The following is a 24,343-nucleotide window of genomic DNA, read 5'->3' as shown; positions in this document are numbered from 1 at the left end:
GGGGAACGTCTCCACGGTGCCGCCGGGCCTCAGTATTTGGCAAAACAGTTTTTGCAATGTTTTACATAAATTGTGCTAATACTCGTTACACGATGAGCACACGCGCCTCGCCAAGTCCTCGTTTTTCCTACAAATCCGACCGGCTCAAGCCGCTGCGCGCGTTCTGCCAGACCGTGCGCCTCGGCTCGGTCTCACGGGCGGCTGAGGCGCTGTTCGTCAGCCAGCCGGCCATCAGCCTGCAGTTGCAGGCGTTGGAACGGGAGCTGGGGGTGCCATTGTTCGAGCGCAGCGGGCGCCGCCTGGTGCCCAGCCGCGAGGGCCAGCTGCTGTACGAAATGGCGCAGCCGCTGGTGGAGAACCTGGACGGGCTGGAGGCGCGCTTCCGCGACAAGGTGCGCGGCCTGGACGCGGGTGAGCTGAACATTGCCGCCAACAGTTCGACCATCCTGTACCTGCTGCCGAAGATCGTCGAGCGCTTCCGCCTGCACCACCCGGACGTGCGCCTGACCCTGCACAACGCGATCAGCGCCGACGGCACCGACCTGCTGCGCGAGGATGCCGCCGACCTGGCGATCGGTTCGATGACCGATGTGCCGGCCGACCTCAGCTATGCGCCGGCCTACCGCTTCGAACAGGTGCTGATCGCGCCGCATGACCATCCGCTGGCCAGCGGTGCCGAGCTGGAGCTGGCCGACATCGCGCGCTATCCGCTGGTGCTGCCACCGAAGCGGCAGATCACCTACCGGCTGGTCGACCAGGTATTCCAGCGCCACCGCATCGCCTACACCGTGGCGCTGGAGGTGGGGGGCTGGGAAGTGATCAAGCAGTACGTGGCGATGGGCATGGGCATTTCCATCGTGCCGGCGCTGTGCCTGAACGAGGCCGACCACGAGCGGCTGGCGGCGCGATCGATGAAGCGCTGGTTCCCCGAGCGCAGCTACGGGGTGATCGTGCGCCGGGGCAAGGCGTTGTCGGCGCAGGCGCGGGCGTTCATCGAGCTGATCCAGCCGGAGTTGTTCAGTCCGCGCGATTACGATCAGAGCGGGCATTCGGAGCGGTGAGGGTTTGCCGGCAGGGCTGCGCCCTGCACCTGCTGAAGCCAAAGCAACAGCAAAAGCCTGCTATCCGTTGATGGCGGGGCGGTGTGGGTGGGCAGGACACGCCGTACCTCCCTGGGGGCTCGATGGCGCCATCCATGGCGCCAACGGTCCTGCCCACCCACACCGCCCCGCCTCTGACAGGTTTCCGCGATCTGTCGGGGTCGGATCCCGTTGCTGCGCAGCGGGCTCTGACCCCATTCCCGGCTGACGATGAATAAACTGGACGCATGTCCATCGAACTCCGTCACCTGCGCTACTTCCTCGCTGTCGCCGATACGCTGCACTTCGGCCAGGCGGCGGAGCGGCTGGGCATGTCACAGCCGCCGCTCAGCCAGCAGATCCGCCAGCTGGAAGAACTGATTGGCGCGCGCCTGTTCGTGCGCAGCCATCGTCGCGTGCAGCTGACGCCTGCGGGCGAACTGCTGCAGGAGCGCGCGCGCGCCATCGTGCAGCAGGTGGAAACGGCCGTGGACGAGGTGCAGCGTGCACAGCGTGGTGAGCAGGGTGAACTGCATATCGGTCTGACCCGGGCGACGCCGCTGTCTCCGCAGATTCCGCGTTCGATCCTGCGCTACCGTCAGCAGTACCCGCAGGTGCGGCTGCAGCTGAGCGAGATGAACACGCTGCAGCAGATCGACGCGCTGCTCGACGGTTCACTGGACGTGGGCATCATCCGCAAGCGCGCGCTGCCGCCGGAACTGGTGGCGCACAGCCTGTTCGTCGACCCGCTGGCGCTGATCGTGCACGCCGACCACCCTGCCCTGCGCAGGCTGTCGAGGCAGGGCACGCTGTCGCTGCGCGACTTCGCGCAGGAGCCGTTCGTAGCGTTCCGCCGTAGCGCCGGCGCGGGCATCCACGACCACATGATCGCGTTGTGCGCAGCCGCGGGCTTCACGCCGCGCATCGTGCAGGAGGCCGGCGAGGCGTCGACATTGATCAGTCTGGCCGCCGCCGGGCTGGGCGCGGCGATCCTGCCATCGTCCTGCGACCACATCCGGGTGGAAGGCGCACGCTTCGTCGCGCTGGCCGACGCCGGGGCGCATTCGGAGGTGCAGCTGGCGTGGCATCGCGAGCGCGTCACGCCGCTGATCCGCAACTTCGCCGGGCTGCTGCGCGGAGCGTTCGCCGAAGGGTAGGCGTGCACTCCACCCGGGTAGCGCCGGCCGCTGGCCGGCAACCCCACATGGGCCGGCATGCCGGCCAGCGGCCGGCACTACCGTACGCGTTGGGTCACGCGGTGACCGGCTGCGGGGCGCGCTGCTGCAGCGCCCAGATGATGCCGCCCCCGATCAGGGTCAGCACGGCAGCGAACGCGCACACGCCCAGCCATTCCCAGGCCGCATAGGCCAGGCCACCGACCCCACCCAGCACGCTGGATCCCAGGTAGTAGGCGAACAGGTACATCGCCGAGGCTTCCGCCCGCATCGCACCAGCGCGGCTGCCAACCCAGCTGCTGGCCACCGAGTGGCCGCCGAAGAAGCCGAACGTGACCAGCGCGATACCCAGTGCCATCGCACTCAGCCACGGCATTGCCAGCAGCGCGATGCCGGCGCCGATCAGCGCGAACGAGATCGACAGGATGCGGCCGCGCCCGTAGCGCGTGGCCTGCTGGCCCATCCACGCCGAACTGAAGGTGCCCACCAGGTACACGCTGAAGATCAGGCCGACCACGGTCTGGCTGAGGTGGTACGGCGGCGCCAGCAGGTGATAGCCCAGGTAGTTGTAGAGGGTGACGAACACGCCCATCAGCACGAACGAGGTGGCGAACAGCCACGGCAGGCCCGGGTCGGCGAACAGCAGGCGCCAGCGCAACGGCAACTGGCGCAGGCCGTCACGACGGGGATGGAAGTGGCGCGACGGCGGCAGCTGCAGCCACAGCAGCACGGTGCTGGCCACCGCGATGATCGAGACCACGCCGATGCCCCAGCGCCAGCCCCAGTGATCGGCGATGATGCCGGCCAGCAGGCGCCCGCTCATGCCACCGATGGCGTTGCCGCCGATGTACAGGCCCATCGCCAGGCCCAGCGCGCGGCTGTCCATTTCCTCGACCAGGTAGGTCATCGCCACTGCCGGCACGCCGCTCAGCGCCAGGCCGAGCAGGGTGCGCAGCACCAGCAGCGTGGTCCAGTCATCCACCAGCGCCGTGCTCAGCGACAGCATGGCCGAGGCCAGCAGCGCGGCAATCATCAACGGGCGGCGGCCGACCGCGTCGGACAGCAGGCCGGCCAACAGCATTGCCACCGCCAGCGTGCCGGTGGTCAGCGACAGCGACATCGCGCTGCCGGCGGCCGACACGCCGAAGTGGCGGCTGAACTCGGGCAGCAGCGGCTGCACGGTATACAGCAGGCCGAAGGTGGAAAAGCCGGCCAGGAACAGTGCCAGCGCGGTGCGGCGGAAGGCCGGCGTACCCTGCTGGATGCGGGTCTCGGCGCTGGAGTCGACGGTGTGGGGGCGGCGTTCGACGGCCGCCGCGGTTTCGCCAGTCATGGGATCGATGGGCCGGTGGGGGACGGCCGGGCATGGGAGGGAACGGGCCTCAGACTAGGCCCGTCGATCCAGTCGATCCATAACCTGATAGATCAGGATTGATATACAGAAAGTATCAATTCAGCTTACAGCCGTTGCCACTCGAAACCGTCACCGCGGCGGTAGTACACCGCCACCGCGCGGCCATAGAGCTTGTCGGCGTCGACGAAGCCGAAGAAGCGGCCGTCGAAGCTGTTGCCACGGTGGTCCCCCAGCACCAGCACCTTGCCGGCCGGCACCACCAGATCGGCGATGTCCGGACCGCCGCCCATGTCCAGATCAAGGCGGGCACGGCGCTCGCCGAAGGCTTCCACGTCCTGCAGGTCGGCCATCTGCAGCGGCTGGCCGTTGATGCTCAGATGGCCCTCGCGCATCTGCACATGGTCACCGGCCACCGCCGCCACGCGCTTGATCAGGCGGGTGCCGTCGGCCGGTGAGTCGAACACCGCCACCTCGCCACGCCGCGGGGTGCCGGTCGCCATCAGTTCCGTGTTGGTGAACGGCAGGCGCAGGCCATAGGCGCGCATGTCCACCACCACCCGGTCGCCGGGCTGCAGGGTCGGCTGCATCGAGCCACTCGGCACCACGTAATGGTTGGCTAGGGTATCGCGGGCGGCGGCGAGCAGGCCGAGCATCACCAGCAGCGGCAATGCCTCCTTCTTCAGCCAGGCCACGGCGCGTTGGGAAAAGGGGGGACGGGCAACAGCATCCATGACGGGCTCCGGGTGGGTGGTGACTGCATCAGACCACATCCGGGCGGGAGAGGTTCCCGCGCCGGCTTGTTGTAGAGCCGAGCCCGCGCTCGGCTGCTCTTCAAGCGTCGGTGCACGCCAGCCGAGCGTAGGCTCGGCTCTACAGGAAGGGTTACGCAGGTTTTACGCGCGCACCCGGCCACGGGCATCGCACCTTTACGGCCAGCACGTGCATCGTGTGCCCACCGCGCCACAGGGCGCATTCCGCAAGGTGTTGTATGACCCTCCTGGTGATCCGCCACGCCTCTTCGTCGGCACCGCGTCCCCAACTGCCGGCACAGCTGGCCGGCCATCGCGTGCTGTGCAGCGACTGCGCCAGCCTGTCCGAGGTGCGCCAGTGCCTGTGCCAGCCGCAGGCGCGATCGGCCGACTGGGTGCTGCTGGATGTCGGTGCCGCCGACGAGGCGCAATGGCAGGCCGAAGGTGGCGCGCTGCAGGCGGCGCTGGAACGGCTGCCGGCGCAGTACATCGAGTTGCAGGCTCCCAGCGAACCTGGTCTGGATGCACGCCTGCGCCTGCAGCACGGCCCCGCCGCCGTGGTGGTCGACCAGCGCAGCCAGCAGGCCGGTTACCCGTTGTCGCTGGCCATCGTCGGCCGCCGCCTGGCACAGGAGGGCTGAGTCATGTCGATCTTCATCATCCGCGGCCCGGAAGCCGCCGGCGCCCTGATCCGAACCGCGATGCCGCTGCCGGCACCGGTGCTGAAGTCACTGGTGCACCGCGCGATCGACGCCGGCACCAGCGTGGCGATCCGTGCCTGCGGTTCGGAGCAGGAACTGCTGGACGCGCTGCGCGTGGCCGACCACAGCCGCGGCGAGGTGACCCTGCTTGACCCGGGTGCGTGTGCCAACAGTCTGCGCCTGCAGCGGCTGCTGCCCTATCTGCACAACGCGTACGTAGAGGTGCATGACGACGGCGCAGTGGCCGAACCGTGCCTGCCGGCCGGTGTCGGCCAGCGCCTGGGCATCGCTGCTGGGTATGGCGCGCAGAGCTATGTGCTGGCGCTGGATATCGCGCTGGATCACCTGGGGTTGGCCGAACAGGCGAACCGCGTGCACGTGGGGACGTAACGCTGTGTGTAGAGCCGAGCCCATGCTCGGCTGCCTTTCCAGGAGCCATCAGCCGAGCGTGGGCTTGGCTCTACAGAAAGAGAAACGGCGGGGTTGCCCCCGCCGTTTTCTGTTTCTCACTTCAGCCCGCGGAACTTCAGCAGCGGTTCCACCGACGGGTCCTTGCCGCGGAAATCGCGGTACAGGGTCGACAGCTCCACACTGTTGCCGCGCGAGAGGATCTTGTCGCGGAACTCCTGGCCGTTGGCCGCCGTCAGCCCACCGTGTTCGGTGAACCACTGGTAGGCGTCATGGTCCAGCACTTCGGCCCAGAAGTAGGCGTAGTAACCGGCCGAGTAACCACCACCCCAGATATGGTCGAAGTAGGTGGTGCGGTAACGCGGCGGCACCTGTGGCAGGTCGACCTTGAACTTCTTCAGCGCGCTGGCCTCAAAGGCGCCGACATCCTGCAGCGGTGCGTCGGCCTTCTGCGTATGCCAGGCCAGATCCAGCAGCGCGGCCGACAGGTACTCGGTGGTCGCATAGCCCTGGTTGAAGCTGCGCGCCTTGAGGATCTTGTCGACCAGTTCCTGCGGCATCGCCTCGCCGGTCTTGTAGTGCTTGGCGTAGTTGGCGAACACCTTCGGGTCCAGCGCCCAGTGCTCGTTGAACTGCGACGGGAACTCGACGAAGTCACGCGAGGTGGCGGTGCCGGCGATCGACGGGTACTTCACGTTCGAGAACATGCCGTGCAGTGCATGGCCGAACTCATGGAACATCGTGGTGACGTCGTCGAAGCTGATCAGCGCCGGCTGGCCGGCAGCCGGCTTGGTGAAGTTGCAGACGTTGTAGACCACCGGCTTGGCACCGGTCAGGCCGTCCTGTTCGACGAACACGTCCATCCAGGCGCCGCCGGACTTGCTGTCACGCTTGAAGTAGTCGGTGTAGAACAGGGCCAGCGAGGTGCCGTCCTTGTCGAACACTTCGTACACCTTCATGTCCGGGTTGTAGGTCGGAATGTCGGTGCGCGGCTTGAAGGTGATGCCGTACAGCTGGGTGGCAGCGTAGAAGACGCCGTTCTGCAGCACGTTGTCCAGTTCGAAGTACGGCTTGATCTGCGACTCGTCCAGATCGTACTTGGCCTTGCGCACCTGCTCGGCGTAGAAGTCCCAGTCCGAAGCGGCGACCTGGAATCCGCCCTTCTGCGCGTCGATCACCTTCTGGATCTCACCGGCTTCGGCACGGGCCTTCGCGGTGGCGGCGGGAACGGTGTCGGTCAGCAGCTTGAGCGCGGCAGCCGGGGTCTTGGCCATCTGGTCGCCCAGCTGGTAGTCGGCGAAGGTGTCGAAGCCGAGCAGCTTGGCCTTCTGCGCACGCAGCTGGGCCAGGCGCTGCACGGTCTGCCGGGTGTCGTTGGCATCGCCGCGCTCGGCGCGGGTCTCCGAGGCCTTCAGCACGGCGGCGCGCTGGTCGCGATCGCTCAGCGAGCCGAGCACCGGCTGCTGGGTGGTGTTCTGCAGCGGCAGCAGGAACTTTCCGTCCAGCTTGCGTTCCTTGGCGGCGGCCGCGGCGTTGTTGATTGCGCCCTCGTCCAGGCCGGCCAGCTTGGCCTTGTCGTCGACGACGACGGCCGCAGCGGCGGTGGCGGCCACCAGGCGGGTATGGAACTGGGTGGAGAGGGTGGTCTCTTCCACGTTGAGCTTGCGCAGGGTCGCCTTGTCGGCGTCGGACAGCTGCGCACCGGCGCGCACCAGGCCATCGTAATAGTGCTCGACCAGGCGCTTCTGCACCGGGTCCAGCTCCAGCGTGTCACGCTGGTCGTACAGCGACTTCACGCGCGCGAACAGCTTCGGATCGAGGTTGATCTCATCCTGGTGCGCGGCCAGCTTCGGCGCCACTTCTTCCTGGATCTTCTGGCGCGCATCGTTGGTGTCAGCCTGGACCAGGCCGAAGAAGATGCGCGACACGCGGGTCAGGGTCTCGCCGCTGCGCTCCATCGCCACGATGGTGTTGTCGAAGGTGGCCGGCTCGCTGCTGTCGGCGATCTTGCGCACGTCGGCCAGGTGCTGGCGCATGCCTTCTTCGAACGCCGGCAGGTAGTCGCTGTCCTTGATCTTGTCGAACGGCGGGGCCTGGAACGGCAGCGTGCTGGCACTCAGCAGCGGATTGGTGGAGGCTTCGGCCGGCTGCTGGGCCGGGGTCTTCTGGGCATCGGACACGGGGGTGGACTCCTTGCCGGAACAGGCCGCCAGCGCCAGGCTGATGGCGGCGGCCAGGACTACGGTACGCGACATGTAAAACGCTCCTTGGGCAGACGGTATGGATACCAGCCCTCCACCCTACTCCTGTCGCGCTCGCCCGGCATGTGCCGGACGTGGCGTCTATGCGGCGGCCTGCGGCAGGCTCAGACCGTACCGCGGGTCTTGCCGATCCAGGGCCGGTAGAACTCGCGGATGGCAGCCATGTCGGCCACATCGTCGCCGCTCGGGGTGAACAGCGGACCGATGCCGATGGTCTTTTCCGGATAGTGGAAATACGCGGTCAGGATCGGCACGTCGGCCATCCGGGCGATCTTCAGGAAGCCGGCCTTCCAGTCCTTCACCGCCTTGCGGGTGCCCTCGGGGGTGATGGCGAACCACATCTTCTCGTTGTTGCGCAGCAGGTCCACCGCCTGGCCCACCGTGCCCTGTGGCGAGCTGCGATCGAGCGGAATCACGCCCAGCCGGTGCAGCAGCGGGCCCAGCGGCCACCAGAACAGCGACGCCTTGCCCAGCACCTTCACCTTCATGCCGAGCGCGATCTTCGCTGCCATGCCCCACAGCCCGTCCCAGTTGGACGAATGCGGGGCGATGATGAAGACCAGCCTGGGGATGTCAGGCAGGGTGCCGGTCACCTTCCAGCCCCCCATGCGCAGGGTGCAGCGCGCCAGCCAGCGCAGGAAGGCGTTGGGTTTGACCTGCGGCATCTGCGGCGGCACGGCCGGCAGCAACGAAGTCGGGTTGTTCAAGCAATCACTCCCAGTCACGTGATGAGCGCCCGCGCTTGATCTGCGCGCGCCCGCGTTTGGCGTCCAGACGACGCAGTTTCGACCCGAGGGTCGGCTTGGTGGCCTTGCGCGGTTTGGGCACGCTCAACCCGGCCTGGATGAAGGCCGCCAGCCGCTCGCGCGCATCCTCGCGATTGCGATCCTGGGTGCGGAAACGTTGCGCGTCGATGACCAGCACGCCTTCGCCGGTCATGCGCCGGTCACGCCGCGCCAGCAGCCGCGCGCGCAACGGTTCGGGCAACGAGGGCGAGTTGGCCACGTCGAAACGCAGTTCCACCGCGGTGGACACCTTGTTGACGTTCTGGCCGCCGGCGCCACTGGCGCGCACGAACCGCTCGACGATCTCGCCGTCGGGGATTTCAAGCTGCGCGCTGATGGTGACCGGTCCACTGCCCATCCGCGCATTGTAGCGGCAGGCACGTGGTGGAGTGCGCCATCGCGCCCCGTATGCCGCCGATCAGGCGCCGAACACGCCGCCTTCGCCTGGGCTGCGGGTATGCTGGCGGTCCCATGTACCGCAGGAAGCCCGCATGACCCGCTTCGCACCCGCCCTGCCGTCCCTGCTGCGCCGCGCCGCCCTGCTGCTGGCACTGGCCGCAGCCAGCGTCCCGGCCCTGGCCGCCCCGCCGACCGACGGCGACATCAACCGCCTGCTGTCGGCCTCGCGCGCGCAGAGCATGATCGACACCATGGTGCCGCAGATCGAAGCCATGCAGCAGCAGCAGTTCCAGCAGGTGGCCGCGCAGCGCCAGCTCACCGCCCAGCAGCAGGAACAGCTGAAGCGGATCCAGGCCCGGACCAGCCAGACCCTGCGCCAGGCGATGTCGTGGCAACAGCTGCGGCCGATGTACGTGGACCTGTACAAGAAGACCTTCAGCAAGGAAGACGTGCTGGCAATGGCCGAGTTCTACGAGAGCGCGGCCGGCCAGAGCCTGCTGGACAAGACCCCGGCGCTGATGCAGAACGTGATGGTGGCCATCCAGGCGCGCATGCAGCCGCTGTTTGCGGACCTGCAGAAAGACCTGGAAGCGATCGTCAACGAGCCGGAAAAGAAATGAGAATAAGGTAGTGCCGGCCGCTGGCCGGCTCCCCAGTACATCTGGAATCACGCAGCTGCCGGCCAGCGGCCGGCACTTCCGTCAAACGGTATCCACCTGCCAGCCGAACAGGTCCAGTGCCTTCTGGAATTCACGGTCCAGCGGCGCACTGACATCCACGGCGCCGCCGTCGGGATGCGGGAAGCGCAGGCGCTCGGCGTGCAGCAGCATGCGGTGCACGCCCTGCATGCGGAAGATGCGGTTGTGGCGCCCATCGCCGTGGCTGGTATCGCCGATCATGTGATGCGACAGGTGCTTGAGATGCCGGCGGATCTGCCGGAAGCGCCCGGTCTGCGGCTGGCAGCGCAGCAGCGCGTAGCGCGAGCTGCTGAATTCACCCACCGGCACCGACAGCTCGCCGGTGGCCAGGCGCTGGAAATCGGTGATCGCCGGCTTCTTCACCGGCTTGCCCGGCCCGCCGTCCAGGTCATGGTCCACCCGCCAGGACAGCTCGGCCGGCCAGCCCCGGCAGACCGTCAGGTAGTCCTTGGCCACTTCGCCACCCATCAGCGCCTTGCCCAGCGCACCGGCCGTCTCGCGGTCGAAGGCCAGCAGCAGGCAGCCGCTGGTCGCCCGGTCCAGGCGGTGCACGAGGAAGATCGGCCGCCCCAGCTGCTCACGCAGGCGGTCGGCCAGGAAATCATCTTCGCCACGGGCCAGCTTGCTGTCGTGGACCATCAGCCCGGCGGGCTTGTTGACCACGGCCAGGCGCTCATCCAGGTGCAGCAGCTGCAGGGGCGCGGTTTCAGTCTCGACCGCGGCGAGGGTGTCAGGTTCGGTGCTCACCGCGGGATTATCGGGGCTGGGCACTGAATGGGGTAGAGCCGGCCGCTGGCCGGCTGCCTCCGGGCAGTTGGATTGCGGCGGTTGCCGGCCAGCAGCCGGCACTACCGGATCACGCGCGGGCAGCACGGCAATCAGGCGTTGCGCACGGCCAGCAGTTCGCCGTTGCCCACCGGCACCACGCTGGTGCTGAAGTCCGGATCGGCATCCAGCAGCAGGCACAAGGGTTCCATCTCTTCCGCGTGCGAGGTGGCGTTGTCCACCACCAGCAGGCCCCCCGGCCGCAGCACGCGGCGCAGCTGCGGCCACCAGCCGGCGTACTGCCCGCGGTCCGAATCGAGGAACAGCAGGTCGATGCTGCCTTCGGCGGCCCCTGCCAACCACTGCCCGGCATCGCCATGCACCAGCGTGATGTGCGCGGCCAACCCGCTGCGCGCGAACGTGGATCGCGCCATCGCCACCTTGTCCTCGGCGAATTCCAGCGTGGTCACGTGGCCATCGATGGCGGCGGCGGCTTCGGCCAGCCACAGCGTGGAGTAGCCATTGGAGGTGCCGATTTCCAGTACCCGTCGCGCGGTGCCGAAACGCACCAGCACCGACAGGAATTCACCGGTATCCGGCGTGATGTTGAGCATGCGCCGAGCGCGCTCGGTTTCATGCGCGTCGTTTTCAGCACCGAAGTGCATCAGTTCGTTCTTCAATTCCGAAAGCCGCATCGTCATCGCTTCTTTCAATTGCCGCAGCAAGGGTGAGCATTGTGGCCTGTCCGGCCACATTTCGTATTCCTCCTAGCCCCGCGCCGCGTTCACGTTGCGATAGTTCCCGCCTTCTTCACGCGGGACGGTGCACCCGCCCGCTGCCCTCTTGGTTTCCGCAAGGACACGGCCATGGTTCTCGACATTCTGGCAATCGGCGCCCACCCCGACGACATCGAACTCGGTTGCGGCGGCAGCCTGGCCAAACTGGCCCGCGCCGGTGCACGCATCCATGCGCTGGTGCTCAGCCGTGGTGGCCGTGGCTGCCATGCCGGCATCGACCGCGGCGACGAATCGCACCGCGCGTTGCGGCGCCTGGGTGTGGCCGAGGTGATCCAGCGGGACTTCCCGGATACCCGCTTTCCTGCCTGCCGCAACGACATCGTCGCGGCGATCGAGCAGGCCTGCGCGCAGATCACACCGCATCGCGTCTACACGATGTGCGGCGAAGACCATCACCAGGACCATCGCACCGTCCACGAAGCGTCAATCATCGCCTGCCGCAGCATCCCGCAGATCCTCTGCTACGAGAGCCCCAGCACGTTGCCACAGTTCGCACCGCAGGTGTTCGAGGACATCAGCGCACAGCTGGACCTGAAGATCCATGCATTGCGCGAGCATGCCAGCCAGGGCGATCGCCACTACATGCAGGAGGATCACCTGCGCTGCCACGCGCAGTTCCGCGGCCAGCAGATCGGCATCGGCCCCAGTGAGGGCTTCGTGCCCTACCGGCTGGTGCTGTGATGAAAACGCTGCTGTTCCTGGCCATGTGTGCCTTCATCCTGGTGCGGGTGTGTGTGCAGGCCTTGCGCCGCCCCAGCACGCGCCTGTACAGCATCGATGCGATCGTACCGGCCTACAACGAAGCCCCCTGCCTGGAGCGCTCGTTGACCAGCCTGCTGCAGAACCCCTACGTGGCGCGGGTGATCTGCGTGAACGATGGTTCCACGGACAACACCGCGCAGGTGCTCGATGCGCTGCAGGCGCACTGGCCCGGGCGCCTGGTGGCGGTGCATCAGGCCAACACGGGCAAGGGCGGCGCGCTGATGCATGGCCTGCAGCACGCCACCGCCGAGCAGGTGTTCCTGACCGACGCCGACACCCATATCGATCCGCGCGGCCATGGCCTGGGCCACCTGCTGGACGAGATCGAGCGCGGTGCCGATGCGGTCGGTGGCGTGCCCTCGTCCAGCCTGCAGGGTGCCGGCTTCCTGCCGCATGTGCGGGCCAGCCTGAAGCTGCCGATGATCATCATCAAGCGCAGCTTCCAGCAGTGGCTGGGCGGCGCACCGTTCATTGTCTCCGGCTCGTGTGGCCTGTTCCGTACCTCGGTGCTGCGCAAGGTCGGCTTCTCCGACCGCACCCGCGTGGAAGACCTGGACATGTCCTGGTCGCTGGTCGCGCAGGGGTACCGCGTCCGCCAGAGCGTGCGCTGCGTGGTCTACCCGCAGGAATGCAACACGCTGGTCGAGGAATGGCGGCGCTGGCGGCGCTGGATCGTCGGCTATGCGGTGTGCATGCGCCTGCATCGTGGCCTGCTGCTGACCCGTTTCGGCCTGTTCAGCATCCTGCCGATGATGCTGCTTGCCCTTGCCGGCATCGTGCTGACCCTACAGGTCTGGTTCGGTGCGGCCCAGCTGCATGGGCCGGGTGGCCTCGCCCTGTCGGTGATGCCGTTGTTCTGGATTGGCATCGTCATGTTGCTGGCGGTGATCAGTGCGATCCACCACCGCCGGGCGTGGCTGGTACCCGCCGCCGCGTTCTCGATGTTGTACGTGCTGCTCGCCTACGCGATCTGGTTGATGCACGGCGTGGCCGGGCTGTTCACCGGACGCGAACCGCTGCGCGACAAGCCGACCAGGTATCCGCATGTGGTGGAATGACCTGGCCGCGATGGCCGCCGCGCTTTCGACGCTGCCACCGCACGTCGATTCCACTGCACAGGTTTCGCCGCGCGCGACGGTGCAGGGCAACGTGAGGATCGGCGCCGGCAGCCGTATCTGCGACGGCGCCCAGCTGCAAGGGCCGGTATCGATCGGCCGCGACTGCCTGATCGGCAACAACGCGCTGCTGCGCGGCCCACTGCGTATCGGCGACGGCGTGCGCATCGGCTTTGCAGGTGAACTGAAGAACGCACTGATCGGCGACGGCGCCTGCATCGGCCCGCAGTGCTTCATCGCCGACAGCCGCGTCGACGCCCGTGCCTACCTGGGTGCGCTGGTGCGCACCAGCAACCATCGCCTGGATGGCAAAACGGTCGCCGTCCATATCGATGGCACCGTCATCGACAGCCAGCGCGACAAGCTCGGTGCCTGGATCGGTGAGGGCGCCGCACTGGGCGTCGGCGTGATCATCCTGCCCGGTCGCATCGTCGCGCCGGGCAGCCAGTTCGGACCGCGCATCACCGTGGAACGAAACCTGCCGCCCGGTCGCTACCGGCTGCTGCAGTCGCTGCATTCCCAACCCCTGGAGTAACCCCATGCGATTGATCATCCGTGGCGCACTGCCGTGTGCCCTGCTGCTGGCTGTGTCCAGCGCCCACGCCGGCATCGACCGGGTCTCGGTGCAACTGGACCATGCCGACTACACCGACGGCTTCGGCAAGCGCGACGTACAGACTGTGGACGTGGCCGGCCGCAGCGGTGACAGCCGTTGGCATCTGGGCCTGGCCCATGGCGAACGCGACTACGGCAGCAAGCGCTTCGGCGGCAATCGCGTGCAGGGTTCGCTGCACCAGCGCTGGAGTCCTCGTGTCTCGACCCGCACTGCCTTCACAGCCTCCAACGATGACCCGGTATTCGTCAACCGCCAGGTCAACCAGGACCTGCAGTGGCACGTGGCACCGCAGACCGTACTGAGCGTGGGCGGCAAGTACGCCCAGTACCATGCAGGCGCGTACGTGAGTGGCTGGTCGGTGGGCGCAGCGCATTACTTCCCGCGCGTGACCGCCTCACTGCGCCACGAGCGGCATCGCCAGTCCAATGGGCCCGACGGCCATGGCACCACGCTGTCACTGCACCTGAAGGATGCGCAGGGCCGTGGGTCGACCCAGCTGTGGCTGGGCAGCGGTACTTCCGGCTACACCGCCGATTCCGATCCGCTGCTGCTGCGCGAACACGATGCACGACGTGCCTTCCTGCGCCGCAGCCAGCCGCTGGGCAAGCATCTGGTGCTGGACATGGGCATCGGCAAGACCTGGCACAGGACACGCCTGGACCGCTTCCAGAGCGTGCAGTCACACCTGTGCCTGGGCTATCACTGGTAGAGCCGTGGCCGGTCGGCGGCGTGTGACGCCGCCGACTGTGGATAAACAGGGATCAGCGCCACCACGCGCGCGCCAGCGCCGCCGCGCCAACGGCACCGGACACCCAGCTCCACATCGGCAGGTCGCCCCAGTACCAGCCCGGCGGCTGCAGCACGTACATCAGCGCGGCGATGGCCAGCAGGCCGACGCCGGTGATCGCGCCGACCGCGCGCTTCTGCAGGCGCTGCACGCTGGCATCCAGCGCGACCAGGTCGCGCGAGCGCATCGCCAGTTCGTGGCGCCCCTCCACCTGCTGGGTCAGCCAGGCGTGTACCAGGCGCGGCATGTCCGGCGCGTGGGTCATGATTTCCGGCAACCGCTTGCCGATCTCGCGCACGACCCGGCGTGGGCTGTAGCGCTCGCGCAGGATCTTCGCCAGCACCGGCTTGGCCACCGCCCAGATATCGATCTGCGGATCCAGCTGGCGGCCGACACCTTCGATGTTCAGCAGGGTCTTCTGCAGCAGGATCAGCTGCGGCTGCAGGGTCAGCTGGTAGCGCTGCGCCACGCGGAACAGCTTCATCAGCACTTCGGCCAGCGAGATCTGCGACAGCGGACGGGTGAAGTACGGCTCGCACACCGAACGCACAGCCGCTTCCAGATCATCGATGCGCACGTTGTCCGGCATCCAGCGCGCCTGCACATGCAGTTCGGCGATGCGGCGGTAGTCGCGGTTGAAGATGGCCATGAAATTCTCGGCCAGGTAGTACTGATCCTCCTGCGACAGCTGCCCCATGATGCCGAAGTCCAGCGCGATGAATCGCGGATCGGCGCGGCGGGCCGGATCGGTGTCGACCCAGATGTTGCCGGCGTGCGCATCGGCATGGAAGAAGTTGTCGCGGAACACCTGAGTGTAGAACACCCGCACGCCCTTGGCGGCCAGTGCCTTGCGGTCGATGCCCGCCTTGTCGAGCGCGGCGATGTCGTCGGACGGAATGCCCCACACGCGCTCCAGGGTCAGCGCGCGCTCGGCGGTATGGCTCCAGATCACTTCCGGCACGTACAGGTCGTCGCTGTTCTCCCAGAAGCGGCGCAGCACGCTGGCATTGGCGCCTTCGCGCTGCAGGTCCAGCTCGGCGGCCAGGGTGTTCTCGACTTCGGCCACCACTTCGCGCGGACGGATCTTGTCGGCGCGCGGATGGGTGCGCTCGACCAGCGCGGCCAGCGAGTTGAGCAGGGCGATATCGGCATCGATCTGCTTCTCGATGCCGGGGCGCAGCACCTTGACCACCACCTGGCGGCCATCGGCCAGCGTGGCCGCATGCACCTGCGCGATCGAAGCCGACGCCAGTGGTTCGGTATCGAAGCTGGCGAACGCCTCGCTGACAGGCAGGCCAAGCGCTTCCTCGACAATCCGGCGCGCGGTATCGCCGTCGAACGGCTTGACCCGGTCCTGCAGCAGGGTCAGCTCGTTGGCCACATCCGGCGGCACCAGGTCGCGGCGTGTGGATAGGATCTGGCCGAACTTGACGAAGATCGGGCCGAGATCCTGCAGCGCCAGCCGCAGGCGCGCACCGCGCGACTGTGCGGCGATGTCGGCCGAGGCACGCGGCACGAACGGCTTGGCCAGGCGCAGCCAACGCTCGGCCGGCGTGCCCTGCAGCAGGTCGTCAAGGCGGTAACGCAGGATCACCCGGCCGATGCGGCTCGCCCGCAGCACGGCCTTCATGCGGCACCCCGCAGGCGCTGCACGCGCGCGCCGAGACGCTCGACGTCATCACGCAGCACGTCCACGTCATCGTGGAAGGCATCCAGCTCGGCACGCGGCACCACGTCGCGCGACTCCTCGGTGATGAATTCGGCGGCGCTGTGGGCCAGGTCGATCGCACCCTGGCGCGCATGCTGCAGGGCGCTGCGCAGGGTGTTGGCAACCTGCACGCCCAGTACCTCGCCGAATACGCTGACGAAGGGCTGCTGCCAGTCCGGATCGAAGCCCTTGGCCAGTTGCTGGAGGCGTCGCGCCAGTTCGGCGTCACCGGCCACGCGTACACGGCCCTTGTTGTTGGACTCGCCGCGCCGTGCGTTGGCCAGCAGCGGCAGCTGCGCCAGCACGCCGGCCAGACTGCTGCGCACGGCCAGGTCGGCTTCCTGCGCATCCACCGGGCCGACCCGCAGCTGGTCGCCGTCGACGCTGATGCGCATCGCCAGCGACGGCGCTTCCAGGGTCAGGTCGATGTGCCGGCCATCGAGGCTGGCCAGGGCATGGCGGGTATCCGGATCCAGCGCCAGCGCGCGGTTCAGGGCGATCTGCAGGGCGCGGCCAGCGACCGGCTTGAGGGACTTGAGCAGGGAGAGAGCCATGTGCGCATTCTACCTGCGTGGGTGCGGGGCTTGGGCCGGGCTGCCGCCCGGCACCCGCGGTAGTGCCGGCCGCTGGCCGGCAAACCTCAACCCCAACAGCAACAGCGGGCATTCCGTGGGTTGGCGGGGTGGGTCCGGTTGCGGGGGACGCTGCAAGTACGTCCATGCAAGCTCGGTCGCGCCATCCATGGCGCTCACGCCCCCGCAACCGGACCCACCCCTCCTTCGACAGCTTGCTGCGATCTGTCGGGACCGCGTTCTGTGTTGCTGTTGGTGGGTGTCGACCTTGGTCGACACGGCAGATCCACGCCATGCGTGGATGGATATCCGGTTCATCTGTGCCTCACGCGGAGGGCCGATGAAGGTTCATGCTATGAGGCCACGCAACGCACAGGACATCGCATTCCCCATGGCACGGACCCGGGTCGGCATCATTTTCGGGGGCAAGTCTTCCGAGCACGAAGTTTCGCTGCAGTCGGCGAAGAACATCCTCGATGCGCTCGATCGCGAGCGCTTCGAGCCGGTGCTGGTCGGCATCGACAAGCAGGGGCAGTGGCACCTGAGCCAGCCGGAGACGTTCCTGATCAATGCCGAAGATCCCGCACGCATCGCGCTGCATCGGTCCGGCACGTCGCTGACGGTGCGCCCGGGCGCCGAGCAGGGGCAGCTGCAGCCGTGCGATGCGGCCAGCGTGCTCGGCCAGATCGATGTGGTGCTGCCGATCGTGCACGGACCGCTGGGCGAGGACGGTGCGCTGCAGGGGCTGCTGCGCATGGCCAACCTGCCCTTCGTCGGTTCGCCGGTACTGGGCTCGGCAGTGGCGATGGACAAGGACGTGACCAAGCGTCTGCTGCGCGACGCCGGGCTGCAGGTGGCGCCGTGGCTGTGCATCCGCCGCCACCAGGTGGCGGAAGTGGATGTCGATGCGGTGATCGCCCAGCTTGGCCTGCCGCTGTTCGTGAAGCCGGCCAACCAGGGCTCGTCGGTAGGCGTGAGCAAGGTCAAGGACGCGGCGGGCTTTGCCGAAGCGCTGGCAATGGCGCTGCGCTACGACCACAAGGTGCTGGTGGAATCGGCGGTGATCGGCCGCGAGATCGAGTGCGCGGTGTTGGGCAACGAACATCCGCAGGCCAGCCTGTGCGGCGAGGTGGTGGTGCACGACGAGTTCTACGCCTATGACACCAAGTACATCAACGAGGATGGTGCCGAGGTGGTGGTACCGGCCGATATCGATGCCGGCACCCAGGCACGTATCCAGCAGATCGCGCTGCAGGCCTACCAGGCGCTGGAGTGTGCCGGCATGGCGCGGGTGGATGTGTTCCTCACCGCAGGCGGAGAGATCATCATCAACGAGATCAATACCCTGCCCGGATTCACCCGCATCAGCATGTATCCGAAGCTGTGGGGCGCCAGCGGTGTCGACTACACGACCTTGATCACGCGCCTGATCGAACTGGCGCTGGAGCGCCATGAGGCCGATCGCGGGCTGCAGAGCGCTGTGTAACGTCGTGATCGCCCGCAGAGTCGAGCATGGCTCGACTCTGCGGAAAGCGATGCCGGCCAGCGGCCGGCACTACCGGCTAGCCGCGCTTGCGGAACATCGAGATCACCGCAAGGATCAGGAACACCACGAACAGGATCCAGGCGATGTTGGTTGCGGCGCCGGCAATTCCGGAGAAACCCAGAACGGCGGCGATGATGGCGATGACAAAGAAGATGATGGCGTAGTGCAGCATGGCGCTCCTCGCGGGTGGTCGAGCCTTGGATGGCGTGGGTCCATCCTCCCGATCCTGCGGTGTGCAACCAGTGATGGCGATCTATGCAGCAGATGAAGCCTTCAGCCTGCGCAGACCCTCTTCGATGCTGACCTGCGGCACGTAGCCGAAGTCACGGCGCGCCGGTTCCATGCTGTACCAGTGCGGCGTGCACAGCTGTTCGGCCAGGAAGCGGGTCAGCGGCGGCTCGCCACGCAGGCGCAGCAGCGGCCACAGCCGCTCGCAGATGGCGCCGATACGGTACGCGGTCTTGAAGCTGATCGCCTTGTCCACCGTCGGCGCGCCAACAGCGGCCAGCAGCCTGTTGACCAGCTCGCGCATCGGCAGCGGCTCGCCGTTGGAGATGAAGTAGGCCTTGCCCGCGCACGCAGCGCCCGGTGCCAACGCTTCGAAGGCGAGGAAGTGGGCGAGTGCGGCGTTGTCGATGTAGGTGGTGTCCACCTTGTTGTTGCCATCCCCCACCAGGCGCAGGCGGCCCTGCCGCGCACGCTCGGCCAGCCTTGGCACCAGCTGCTGGTCGCCCGGGCCCCAGATCAGGCGCGGACGCAGCGCGACCGTCGCCAGCGCGGCGTCATTGGCCGCCAGCACGCGCTGTTCGGCGATGGCCTTGGTAGCCGCATACGGCGCCTGGAAATCTTCGCCATACGGCACCTCGTCAGCCCCCAGGCCCTCCACCGGGTGCGTGGCACGATGGGTCACGCTGGGCGTGGAGGTGTAGACCAGCCGGTTGATGCCGTGCGCGCGGCATGCCGCAATGACATTGTCGGTGCCGACCACGTTGGCCTGGTGGTAGCTGTCATAGCTGCCCCAGGCGCCGGCCTTGGCGCCGTTGTGGAACACCGCATCGACGCCGGCCACCGCATGCAGCACCGCCTGCGCATCGGCCAGATCACCGCGGATCTGGCCCACGCCCATGGCCTGCAGCGCCGGGTAATGACTGCGGTTGAACGCCAGCACCTGGTGGCCACGCTCGACCAGGCCACGGCACAGCGCCTGGCCAAGGAAACCACCACCGCCAGTGACCAGGATCTTCATGCGCGCTTCTCCAGTTCGGCGCTGGCCCAGACGGCGAGCTTTTCGCGGCCGATCTTGGCGTTGTGACGGATATCGACGGGGAACGCCGGATGCACCAGGAAGTGCTGCAGGCCGGCCTCCGGCAAGCGGGCGGCGGCATGTGCACGCAGCGCTTCCTGCAGCGCCGGGCTGTCGGACTGGCCGCGCTGCAGTTCCACGCACAGCACCGGCACCTGCGCGCCGGCGGCGCCGACGCCGACCAGTGCCGTGCGCGCCACGCCGGCCACGGTGTTGAACACCGGCTCGACCTGCTCGGTGTACAGCGGCCCGCGCGCGGTTTCCACGCGCTGGGTCTTGCGCCCGCAGAACCACAGGCGGCCCTGCGCGTCGAAGTAGCCCACATCGCCCATGCGGTGGACGATGCGCGTGCTGCCGTCGTCCAGCGTCTCGCGGATCTTCGCCGCCGCCGTGGCCTGCGGGCGGTTGAAGTAGCTGTCGGTGGCGGTCGGCCCGGCCACGGTGATTTCCCCCACTTCACCCACCGCCAGCACGCGCGCCTGCGACCAGTCCGGCAGCGGTGCGTCGTCGATGGCGATGATGCGCACCTCGTTGGGGGCCACCACGCTGCCCACGCAGGTGCCGGCACCGGCCTCGGTCGCCGCGCGGGTGCGCTCCAGTTCGCGGCCTTCGACCACCGCCACCGGCAGGCACTCGGTGGCGCCATAGGGGGTCCAGAACTGCGCATCGGCCGGCAGCAGGCTGCGGATGGTGGCGACCACATCCGGCGGCACCGGTGCCCCGGCCGAGGTCACCCGGGTCACCGTCGGCAGTGGCCGCCCGTGCCGGGCCAGCACCCGCATCAGGGCTGGCGAGCCGAACAGCTGGGTCACCCCGAAGCGCTGGATGGCATCGTGCAGGCGTCCCGGGTCGGCCTGCGCCGGCCGCGTCGGGTCCATGTCCGGGATGACCGAGGTCAGGCCCAACGCCGGGTCGAACAGCGCGAACGGCGGGAAGGTCGGCAGGTCCACCCCACCCGCTTCCATGCCGAAGGCACTGCCCAGCAGCTGGATCTGGCCGACGAAGTGGCGGTGGCGGTAGACCACGCCCTTGGGCACGCCGGTGGAGCCACTGGTGAACAGGATCGCGGCCATGTCCTCGCCATCGGTGTCGGCCAGCATCGGCCCCCCCTTGGCACCGGCACGTTCCAGCGCGGCCAGGCTGGTACCGCCCCAGCCGAGGCGGCGGCCGACCGTCACCAGCCGGGTGGCCGACGGCGCCCAGCGCAGCACCAGCCGCGCCACATGCGCCAGCGGAATGCCGATGAAGGCTTGCGGCTGGGCTTCGTCCAGGCATTGCTTCAGCGCGCGCCGGTCGATGCCCGGATCGACCAGCACCGGCACTGCGCCCAGCTTGAACAGCGCGAACATCAGCAGGAAGAACTCCGGAGAAGGCCGCACCATCACCACCGTGCGCACGCCACGGCCGATCCCGTAGCCGGCCAGGCCGGCGGCCATGGCATCACTGCGGGCGTCCAGCTGGCGGTAATCGAGGGTGACATCGTAGGCGGCCATGCCGTTGCCGGCGCCGCGGCGGCCCGGGCAGCGGATGGCGATCTGATCGGGACGTTCACGCGCCAGTTCAGGCAGGCGCGCGGCAATGTTGCAGGGTCGGTTCATCCGTTCATTGTCGCCGCTTACGGAATTTCTTGCGCGGCGGCCCACTTCGTGGAAAATCCGCACCCTCGTTCCCGATTCCGACTGCCGCCCGAGGCGGCTTGCCCATGCAACATCCCTGCATGACCTGCGGCGCCTGCTGCACCCAATACCGCGTGGCCTTCCACTGGATGGAATCGGACGAGGTCACCCCCGGCGGCGTGCCGCACCAGCTCACCGAGGTGCTGGACCCACACCGCCTGTGCATGCGCGGCACCCACTCCAGGCCGGTGCGCTGCGTGGCGCTGGATGCGCAGATCGGCGTCTACTCGCGCTGCACCATCCACCCCAACCGGCCCAGCGTGTGCCGTGAGGTGGATGCATCGTGGGAGTACGGCAAGGCCAGCCCGCAGTGCGACAAGGCGCGCATCGCCTATGGCCTGGATCCGCTGACGCCGGCCGACTGGCGGTGGCGCGATGACGCCGACAACGACGACGATCACCCGGACGACAACGGCAACAGCCCGTCCTCGCCACCGCAGGCGCCGGTCGCGGCGTAGTGGTAGTGCCGGCCGCTGGCCGGCAAGCGCGCTATGCGCGCCGGGTTCATGAGGTTGCCGGCCAGCGGCCGGCACTACCGGAATCCGCCCCGGGAACCGATCAGATCGGGTTGGCGTCCAGGAACGCACGGATCTCCGGCACCAGCACTTCATGCTTGTCTTCCAGCACATAGTGGCCGGCGTCCTCGAAGGCATGCACCTGGGCCTGCGGCAGTGCGGCCTGGAAACCCTTCAGGAAATGATGGTCGAACACGAAGTCGCGCAGGCCCCAGCCGAGGAAGGCCGGGCGGTCGGCGAACGAGGGCAGTGCCTTGCCGGCACGCTCCAGCAGCGACCAGGCCTTGTCGGCCGGCGACAGCGGGATGTCCTGCATGAAGCGGATGGTGCTGATGCGGTTGGCCCAGCTGTTGTACGGCGACACATAGGCGCGGCGGACGTCGGCCGGCATCCTGCGCTCCACGCCCAGCCACGAGGCGCCGGACGAGAATGCGTTGAAGCTGCGGATGATCCACTCGCCGATCTTCCAGTGGCGACCCAGCGCGATCTGCCACGGCATTTTCTTCGCCGCCGGCATCGGGAAGGCAGCGGTGTTGAGCACGACCAGGCGCTTCACCTGGTCGTGGTGCGACAGCGCCCAGCCGAAGCCGATCATGCCGCCCCAGTCGTGCACGGCCAGCGTCACCGGGCCGGTGACGCCCAGATGCTTCAGCAGCGCATCAAGATCGTCCACGCGCGACTGCAGCGTGTACTCATAGCGGCTGTCATCGGGCTTGTCCGACAGGCCCATGCCGATGTGGTCCGGCACGATGCACCGGTACCTGTCCGACAGGCCGGCTACCAGCGTGCGCCAGTAGTAGCTCCACGACGGGTTGCCGTGCACCATCACCACCACCTCGCCATCGCGCGGGCCCTCGTCGAGATAGTTCATCGACAGGCCGGGGCGGACCTCGAAGCGCTGCGGGTGGGCGGGGTAACCGGGAAGATCGCGCATGCGGAGCACCTAAGGAGAGTCGCGGCGCAATGTAGAGCCGAGCCGTTGCTCGGCTGCTCTCCGGTCCGCTGCGGAAGAGCCGCGCTGCGCGCGTGAGCCGAGCAGGGCTCGGCTCTACAGGAGGTCGGGCAACGGGCTGCTTACCAGACCACTTCAGCCATCGAGCAGTTCAGGCCCGAGCCAATACCCAGAAGCGCGATGCGATCGCCCTTCTTCAGCTTGCCCAGCTGCTTGAGCTTGCTCAGCACGATCGGCACCGAGGCCGGGCCAATGTTGCCGTGCTCGCCGAAGATGGTCATGACCTTCTTCGGGTCGATGCCGAAGTTCTTGATGAACGCGGCGGTGTGCGGCTGGCTGACCTGGTGGATCACGAACTGGTCCAGCTCTTCCACGGCCCAGCCGAGTGCGATCTTGGCGGCGCTGAAGGTCTTCTGCGCCAGCTTGATGCCTTCGATCAGCAGCAGGCGGGTATCGGTGACCATGCGGTCCAGGTTGCCCAGGCACAGCTGGTTCCACTCGGTGGCCGAGCGGGTCACGCCGCCCTTGTAGCGCGGCGCGTCCGGCACCAGCTCCGCGCGCGCCATCACCATCGCCGCGGCGCCCGACCCGGTGGTCAGCGCGGCCAGCTCGTTGCGGAAATCATCGGCGGTGACGTCCGGGGCGGTCATGCGCTCCAGGGTCTTCTCGTACACCAGGTTGGCGGTCTCGCCGTCCACCACCAGCGCGTAGTCGATATCACCGCGCTCGATCATGCGCGCCGCGATGTCCATGCCATTGATGAAGGCCAGGCAGGCATTGGCGACGTCGAAGGTCATGCATTCGTCGCTGACACCGAGGTTGCCCGACACGATGGAGGCCGTGGACGGCTCCAGATAGTCGCGGCTGACCGAGGTGTTGACCAGCAGGCCGACCTGGGTCGCGGTGATGCCCGCGTCTTCCAGTGCCTTGCGGCCGGCCATGGTGGCGGCGTCCGACGCCAGCACGCCGTTGTCCCACAGGCGGCGGGCGTGGATGCCGGCGATGTCGCCAAGCACATCGGTACGGATACCCAGGCGATCCAGCGTCGGCTGCAGGCGTTCGTTGATTTCCTTGGTCGTCAGCGTATGCGGTGCGTCGACGTGTGCCAGGCCGGCGATCGAGACATTCTTGAAGAGCATCGAGGTTAGCGCCAAGGCTCAGGCAAAAGGGGGCGCTATTCTATAACCCCCGGGCTTTCACCGCATCTTTACGAATTCAGCCTCGGCCGTATGGTGAAGCGTTCAGCGCGGTGGGCACTGGAACGCGGCGAAGCGCTGGCTGCCATCGGCGGGGGCCGCAGCGGCCTGGACGGCATTGGCGCCGGCGCTCGGGGCCTCGTTGCGGGCCAGCGTTTCCAGCTCTTCCTGCACCCGCAGCGGGTTGCGGTTGTAGAAGCCGACCTTGCTCTTCACGGTGACCACCACCTCGCCCTTGGCGATGCAGCCGGCTGGAACCGGGCCCGCCGGCAGCACGCGGGTCGCCTTGCCGGCCGGTTCGATCGGCACCCAGGTACAGGCGGTGACGGTGAGCAGCAGGGAGGAAAGCAGCAGAACGCGCATGGGCAGATCCTGGAAGGGTATGGGGGGATTCTGCCTGAACAGCCTGAATCGGGGGTAGCCG

The 24,343-nt window shown here is 67.7% G+C and carries 26 protein-coding genes; 11 read left to right on the top strand and 15 right to left on the bottom strand.

All coding sequences use genetic code 11. From position 1 onward, the window contains the following. Window positions 1–92: 92 nt before the first annotated feature. On the top strand, window positions 93–1,061 hold the full coding sequence (locus AC5P66_RS04790) for a LysR family transcriptional regulator (protein ID WP_049410934.1): 969 nt from the start codon (window positions 93–95) through the stop codon (window positions 1,059–1,061). Window positions 1,062–1,327: 266 nt separating this feature from the next. After that, window positions 1,328–2,236, top strand: coding sequence for a LysR family transcriptional regulator (locus tag AC5P66_RS04785; protein ID WP_049439147.1), 909 nt, complete (start codon window positions 1,328–1,330; stop codon window positions 2,234–2,236). A 94-nt stretch (window positions 2,237–2,330) separates the two neighbouring features. On the opposite strand, the gene AC5P66_RS04780 is transcribed toward AC5P66_RS04785, so the two are convergent. Further along, window positions 2,331–3,587 (bottom strand): MFS transporter, encoded by a 1,257-nt coding sequence (locus AC5P66_RS04780; protein ID WP_099496103.1) that lies wholly within the window; start codon window positions 3,585–3,587, stop codon window positions 2,331–2,333. A gap of 125 nt (window positions 3,588–3,712) precedes the next feature. Further along, window positions 3,713–4,339: a signal peptidase I gene (gene lepB / locus AC5P66_RS04775; RefSeq protein WP_099496102.1), complete on the bottom strand. Its 627-nt coding sequence runs from the start codon at window positions 4,337–4,339 to the stop codon at window positions 3,713–3,715. A 257-nt stretch (window positions 4,340–4,596) separates the two neighbouring features. Between lepB and AC5P66_RS04770 the strand changes: the two genes are divergently transcribed. Together AC5P66_RS04770 and AC5P66_RS04765 are read left to right on the top strand one after the other, a co-directional pair. Next, window positions 4,597–4,998 carry a hypothetical protein gene (locus tag AC5P66_RS04770; RefSeq protein WP_019661885.1) on the top strand — a complete coding sequence of 134 codons (402 nt, stop codon included), beginning with the start codon at window positions 4,597–4,599 and terminating at the stop codon, window positions 4,996–4,998. Between the two features lie 3 nt (window positions 4,999–5,001). Further along, window positions 5,002–5,448 (top strand): 3-dehydroquinate dehydratase, encoded by a 447-nt coding sequence (locus AC5P66_RS04765; RefSeq protein ID WP_004153636.1) that lies wholly within the window; start codon window positions 5,002–5,004, stop codon window positions 5,446–5,448. Window positions 5,449–5,564: 116 nt separating this feature from the next. Here the strand turns inward: AC5P66_RS04765 and dcp are convergent, their stop codons facing one another. The 3 genes from dcp to arfB all read right to left on the bottom strand — a co-directional run bounded on the left by dcp (window position 5,565) and on the right by arfB (window position 8,870). After that, window positions 5,565–7,721, bottom strand: a complete 2,157-nt coding sequence (gene dcp / locus AC5P66_RS04760; protein ID WP_099488103.1) for a peptidyl-dipeptidase Dcp — start codon at window positions 7,719–7,721, stop codon at window positions 5,565–5,567. 110 nt (window positions 7,722–7,831) lie between these two features. Further along, the gene (locus tag AC5P66_RS04755; protein WP_049413619.1) at window positions 7,832–8,434 is read right to left on the bottom strand and encodes a lysophospholipid acyltransferase family protein; all 603 of its coding nucleotides are present in this window, start codon (window positions 8,432–8,434) and stop codon (window positions 7,832–7,834) included. A gap of 4 nt (window positions 8,435–8,438) precedes the next feature. Beyond that, the gene (gene arfB, locus AC5P66_RS04750; protein ID WP_005420755.1) at window positions 8,439–8,870 is read right to left on the bottom strand and encodes an alternative ribosome rescue aminoacyl-tRNA hydrolase ArfB; all 432 of its coding nucleotides are present in this window, start codon (window positions 8,868–8,870) and stop codon (window positions 8,439–8,441) included. Between the two features lie 133 nt (window positions 8,871–9,003). Between arfB and AC5P66_RS04745 the strand changes: the two genes are divergently transcribed. Then, window positions 9,004–9,531, top strand: a complete 528-nt coding sequence (locus AC5P66_RS04745; protein WP_049413620.1) for a DUF2059 domain-containing protein — start codon at window positions 9,004–9,006, stop codon at window positions 9,529–9,531. Window positions 9,532–9,612: 81 nt separating this feature from the next. Here the strand turns inward: AC5P66_RS04745 and AC5P66_RS04740 are convergent, their stop codons facing one another. Together AC5P66_RS04740 and AC5P66_RS04735 are read right to left on the bottom strand one after the other, a co-directional pair. Next, the gene (locus AC5P66_RS04740; protein WP_414715494.1) at window positions 9,613–10,380 is read right to left on the bottom strand and encodes a pseudouridine synthase; all 768 of its coding nucleotides are present in this window, start codon (window positions 10,378–10,380) and stop codon (window positions 9,613–9,615) included. Between the two features lie 107 nt (window positions 10,381–10,487). Then, window positions 10,488–11,075 carry an O-methyltransferase gene (locus AC5P66_RS04735; protein ID WP_049413624.1) on the bottom strand — a complete coding sequence of 196 codons (588 nt, stop codon included), beginning with the start codon at window positions 11,073–11,075 and terminating at the stop codon, window positions 10,488–10,490. Between the two features lie 165 nt (window positions 11,076–11,240). On the opposite strand from AC5P66_RS04735, the gene AC5P66_RS04730 reads away from it, so the two are divergent. From AC5P66_RS04730 to AC5P66_RS04715, 4 genes are read left to right on the top strand one after another with little or no spacing between them, the layout of a single operon-like run. Further along, window positions 11,241–11,852 (top strand): PIG-L deacetylase family protein, encoded by a 612-nt coding sequence (locus tag AC5P66_RS04730; RefSeq protein ID WP_049413625.1) that lies wholly within the window; start codon window positions 11,241–11,243, stop codon window positions 11,850–11,852. Continuing rightward, complete coding sequence (locus AC5P66_RS04725) at window positions 11,852–12,991, top strand: glycosyltransferase family 2 protein (RefSeq protein ID WP_099496101.1); 1,140 nt, start codon at window positions 11,852–11,854, stop codon at window positions 12,989–12,991. The genes AC5P66_RS04730 and AC5P66_RS04725 overlap by 1 nt, the downstream gene beginning before the upstream one ends. Beyond that, window positions 12,978–13,583, top strand: a complete 606-nt coding sequence (locus AC5P66_RS04720; protein WP_049413629.1) for an LbetaH domain-containing protein — start codon at window positions 12,978–12,980, stop codon at window positions 13,581–13,583. Before AC5P66_RS04725 ends, AC5P66_RS04720 begins: the two co-directional genes overlap by 14 nt. 4 nt (window positions 13,584–13,587) lie before the next feature. Further along, entirely contained in the window at window positions 13,588–14,373 is a 786-nt protein-coding gene (locus tag AC5P66_RS04715; RefSeq protein ID WP_495216102.1) for a YaiO family outer membrane beta-barrel protein, read from the top strand. Between the two features lie 52 nt (window positions 14,374–14,425). Here the strand turns inward: AC5P66_RS04715 and ubiB are convergent, their stop codons facing one another. Both ubiB and AC5P66_RS04705 read right to left on the bottom strand, forming a co-directional pair. Then, the gene (gene ubiB, locus AC5P66_RS04710; protein WP_049439154.1) at window positions 14,426–16,081 is read right to left on the bottom strand and encodes a ubiquinone biosynthesis regulatory protein kinase UbiB; all 1,656 of its coding nucleotides are present in this window, start codon (window positions 16,079–16,081) and stop codon (window positions 14,426–14,428) included. Then, a complete protein-coding gene (locus tag AC5P66_RS04705) occupies window positions 16,078–16,713 on the bottom strand; it encodes a ubiquinone biosynthesis accessory factor UbiJ (protein ID WP_005420772.1) in 636 nt (211 codons plus the stop codon). The genes ubiB and AC5P66_RS04705 overlap by 4 nt, the downstream gene beginning before the upstream one ends. 409 nt (window positions 16,714–17,122) lie before the next feature. On the opposite strand from AC5P66_RS04705, the gene ddlA reads away from it, so the two are divergent. Continuing rightward, entirely contained in the window at window positions 17,123–18,217 is a 1,095-nt protein-coding gene (gene ddlA, locus AC5P66_RS04700) for a D-alanine--D-alanine ligase (protein WP_099496114.1), read from the top strand. A gap of 76 nt (window positions 18,218–18,293) precedes the next feature. Here the strand turns inward: ddlA and AC5P66_RS04695 are convergent, their stop codons facing one another. The 3 genes from AC5P66_RS04695 to oleC form a co-directional block, all read right to left on the bottom strand. Continuing rightward, the gene (locus AC5P66_RS04695; protein WP_005407633.1) at window positions 18,294–18,449 is read right to left on the bottom strand and encodes a DUF1328 domain-containing protein; all 156 of its coding nucleotides are present in this window, start codon (window positions 18,447–18,449) and stop codon (window positions 18,294–18,296) included. A gap of 81 nt (window positions 18,450–18,530) precedes the next feature. After that, entirely contained in the window at window positions 18,531–19,523 is a 993-nt protein-coding gene (gene oleD, locus AC5P66_RS04690; RefSeq protein ID WP_099496098.1) for a 2-alkyl-3-oxoalkanoate reductase, read from the bottom strand. Then, on the bottom strand, window positions 19,520–21,178 hold the full coding sequence (oleC, locus tag AC5P66_RS04685) for an olefin beta-lactone synthetase (protein ID WP_049441070.1): 1,659 nt from the start codon (window positions 21,176–21,178) through the stop codon (window positions 19,520–19,522). Before oleC ends, oleD begins: the two co-directional genes overlap by 4 nt. 104 nt (window positions 21,179–21,282) lie before the next feature. Here oleC and AC5P66_RS04680 point away from each other — a divergent pair, with 104 nt between their 5' ends. Then, on the top strand, window positions 21,283–21,714 hold the full coding sequence (locus tag AC5P66_RS04680; protein WP_049416617.1) for a YkgJ family cysteine cluster protein: 432 nt from the start codon (window positions 21,283–21,285) through the stop codon (window positions 21,712–21,714). A gap of 100 nt (window positions 21,715–21,814) precedes the next feature. On the opposite strand, the gene AC5P66_RS04675 is transcribed toward AC5P66_RS04680, so the two are convergent. The 3 genes from AC5P66_RS04675 to AC5P66_RS04665 all read right to left on the bottom strand — a co-directional run bounded on the left by AC5P66_RS04675 (window position 21,815) and on the right by AC5P66_RS04665 (window position 24,282). After that, entirely contained in the window at window positions 21,815–22,705 is an 891-nt protein-coding gene (locus AC5P66_RS04675; protein ID WP_099488115.1) for an alpha/beta fold hydrolase, read from the bottom strand. 140 nt (window positions 22,706–22,845) lie between these two features. Then, window positions 22,846–23,862 (bottom strand): 3-oxoacyl-ACP synthase III, encoded by a 1,017-nt coding sequence (locus AC5P66_RS04670; protein ID WP_005420782.1) that lies wholly within the window; start codon window positions 23,860–23,862, stop codon window positions 22,846–22,848. Window positions 23,863–23,964: 102 nt separating this feature from the next. Then, complete coding sequence (locus AC5P66_RS04665; protein ID WP_005407628.1) at window positions 23,965–24,282, bottom strand: DUF4156 domain-containing protein; 318 nt, start codon at window positions 24,280–24,282, stop codon at window positions 23,965–23,967. Between the last annotated feature and the right edge of the window lie 61 nt (window positions 24,283–24,343).

It is taken from the genome of Stenotrophomonas sp. YJH_SMC_122 (genome assembly GCF_059369535.1).
Note: the sequence above shows the minus strand (reverse complement) of the source record. Positions and strands in the feature narration are given on the sequence as shown.

Excerpts from the sequence above, each read along its gene's own strand:
- AC5P66_RS04790 (WP_049410934.1), top strand. The coding sequence starts at position 93 with ATGAGCACACGCGCCTCGCCAAGTCCTCGTTTTTCCTACAAATCCGAC.
- AC5P66_RS04785 (WP_049439147.1), top strand. The coding sequence starts at position 1,328 with ATGTCCATCGAACTCCGTCACCTGCGCTACTTCCTCGCTGTCGCCGAT.
- AC5P66_RS04780 (WP_099496103.1), bottom strand. The coding sequence starts at position 3,587 with ATGACTGGCGAAACCGCGGCGGCCGTCGAACGCCGCCCCCACACCGTC.
- lepB (WP_099496102.1), bottom strand. The coding sequence starts at position 4,339 with ATGGATGCTGTTGCCCGTCCCCCCTTTTCCCAACGCGCCGTGGCCTGG.
- AC5P66_RS04770 (WP_019661885.1), top strand. The coding sequence starts at position 4,597 with ATGACCCTCCTGGTGATCCGCCACGCCTCTTCGTCGGCACCGCGTCCC.
- AC5P66_RS04765 (WP_004153636.1), top strand. The coding sequence starts at position 5,002 with ATGTCGATCTTCATCATCCGCGGCCCGGAAGCCGCCGGCGCCCTGATC.
- dcp (WP_099488103.1), bottom strand. The coding sequence starts at position 7,721 with ATGTCGCGTACCGTAGTCCTGGCCGCCGCCATCAGCCTGGCGCTGGCG.
- arfB (WP_005420755.1), bottom strand. The coding sequence starts at position 8,870 with ATGGGCAGTGGACCGGTCACCATCAGCGCGCAGCTTGAAATCCCCGAC.
- AC5P66_RS04745 (WP_049413620.1), top strand. The coding sequence starts at position 9,004 with ATGACCCGCTTCGCACCCGCCCTGCCGTCCCTGCTGCGCCGCGCCGCC.
- AC5P66_RS04735 (WP_049413624.1), bottom strand. The coding sequence starts at position 11,075 with ATGACGATGCGGCTTTCGGAATTGAAGAACGAACTGATGCACTTCGGT.
- AC5P66_RS04730 (WP_049413625.1), top strand. The coding sequence starts at position 11,241 with ATGGTTCTCGACATTCTGGCAATCGGCGCCCACCCCGACGACATCGAA.
- AC5P66_RS04725 (WP_099496101.1), top strand. The coding sequence starts at position 11,852 with ATGAAAACGCTGCTGTTCCTGGCCATGTGTGCCTTCATCCTGGTGCGG.
- AC5P66_RS04720 (WP_049413629.1), top strand. The coding sequence starts at position 12,978 with ATGTGGTGGAATGACCTGGCCGCGATGGCCGCCGCGCTTTCGACGCTG.
- AC5P66_RS04715 (WP_495216102.1), top strand. The coding sequence starts at position 13,588 with ATGCGATTGATCATCCGTGGCGCACTGCCGTGTGCCCTGCTGCTGGCT.
- ubiB (WP_049439154.1), bottom strand. The coding sequence starts at position 16,081 with ATGAAGGCCGTGCTGCGGGCGAGCCGCATCGGCCGGGTGATCCTGCGT.
- AC5P66_RS04705 (WP_005420772.1), bottom strand. The coding sequence starts at position 16,713 with ATGGCTCTCTCCCTGCTCAAGTCCCTCAAGCCGGTCGCTGGCCGCGCC.
- ddlA (WP_099496114.1), top strand. The coding sequence starts at position 17,123 with ATGGCACGGACCCGGGTCGGCATCATTTTCGGGGGCAAGTCTTCCGAG.
- AC5P66_RS04695 (WP_005407633.1), bottom strand. The coding sequence starts at position 18,449 with ATGCTGCACTACGCCATCATCTTCTTTGTCATCGCCATCATCGCCGCC.
- oleD (WP_099496098.1), bottom strand. The coding sequence starts at position 19,523 with ATGAAGATCCTGGTCACTGGCGGTGGTGGTTTCCTTGGCCAGGCGCTG.
- oleC (WP_049441070.1), bottom strand. The coding sequence starts at position 21,178 with ATGAACCGACCCTGCAACATTGCCGCGCGCCTGCCTGAACTGGCGCGT.
- AC5P66_RS04680 (WP_049416617.1), top strand. The coding sequence starts at position 21,283 with ATGCAACATCCCTGCATGACCTGCGGCGCCTGCTGCACCCAATACCGC.
- AC5P66_RS04675 (WP_099488115.1), bottom strand. The coding sequence starts at position 22,705 with ATGCGCGATCTTCCCGGTTACCCCGCCCACCCGCAGCGCTTCGAGGTC.
- AC5P66_RS04670 (WP_005420782.1), bottom strand. The coding sequence starts at position 23,862 with ATGCTCTTCAAGAATGTCTCGATCGCCGGCCTGGCACACGTCGACGCA.
- AC5P66_RS04665 (WP_005407628.1), bottom strand. The coding sequence starts at position 24,282 with ATGCGCGTTCTGCTGCTTTCCTCCCTGCTGCTCACCGTCACCGCCTGT.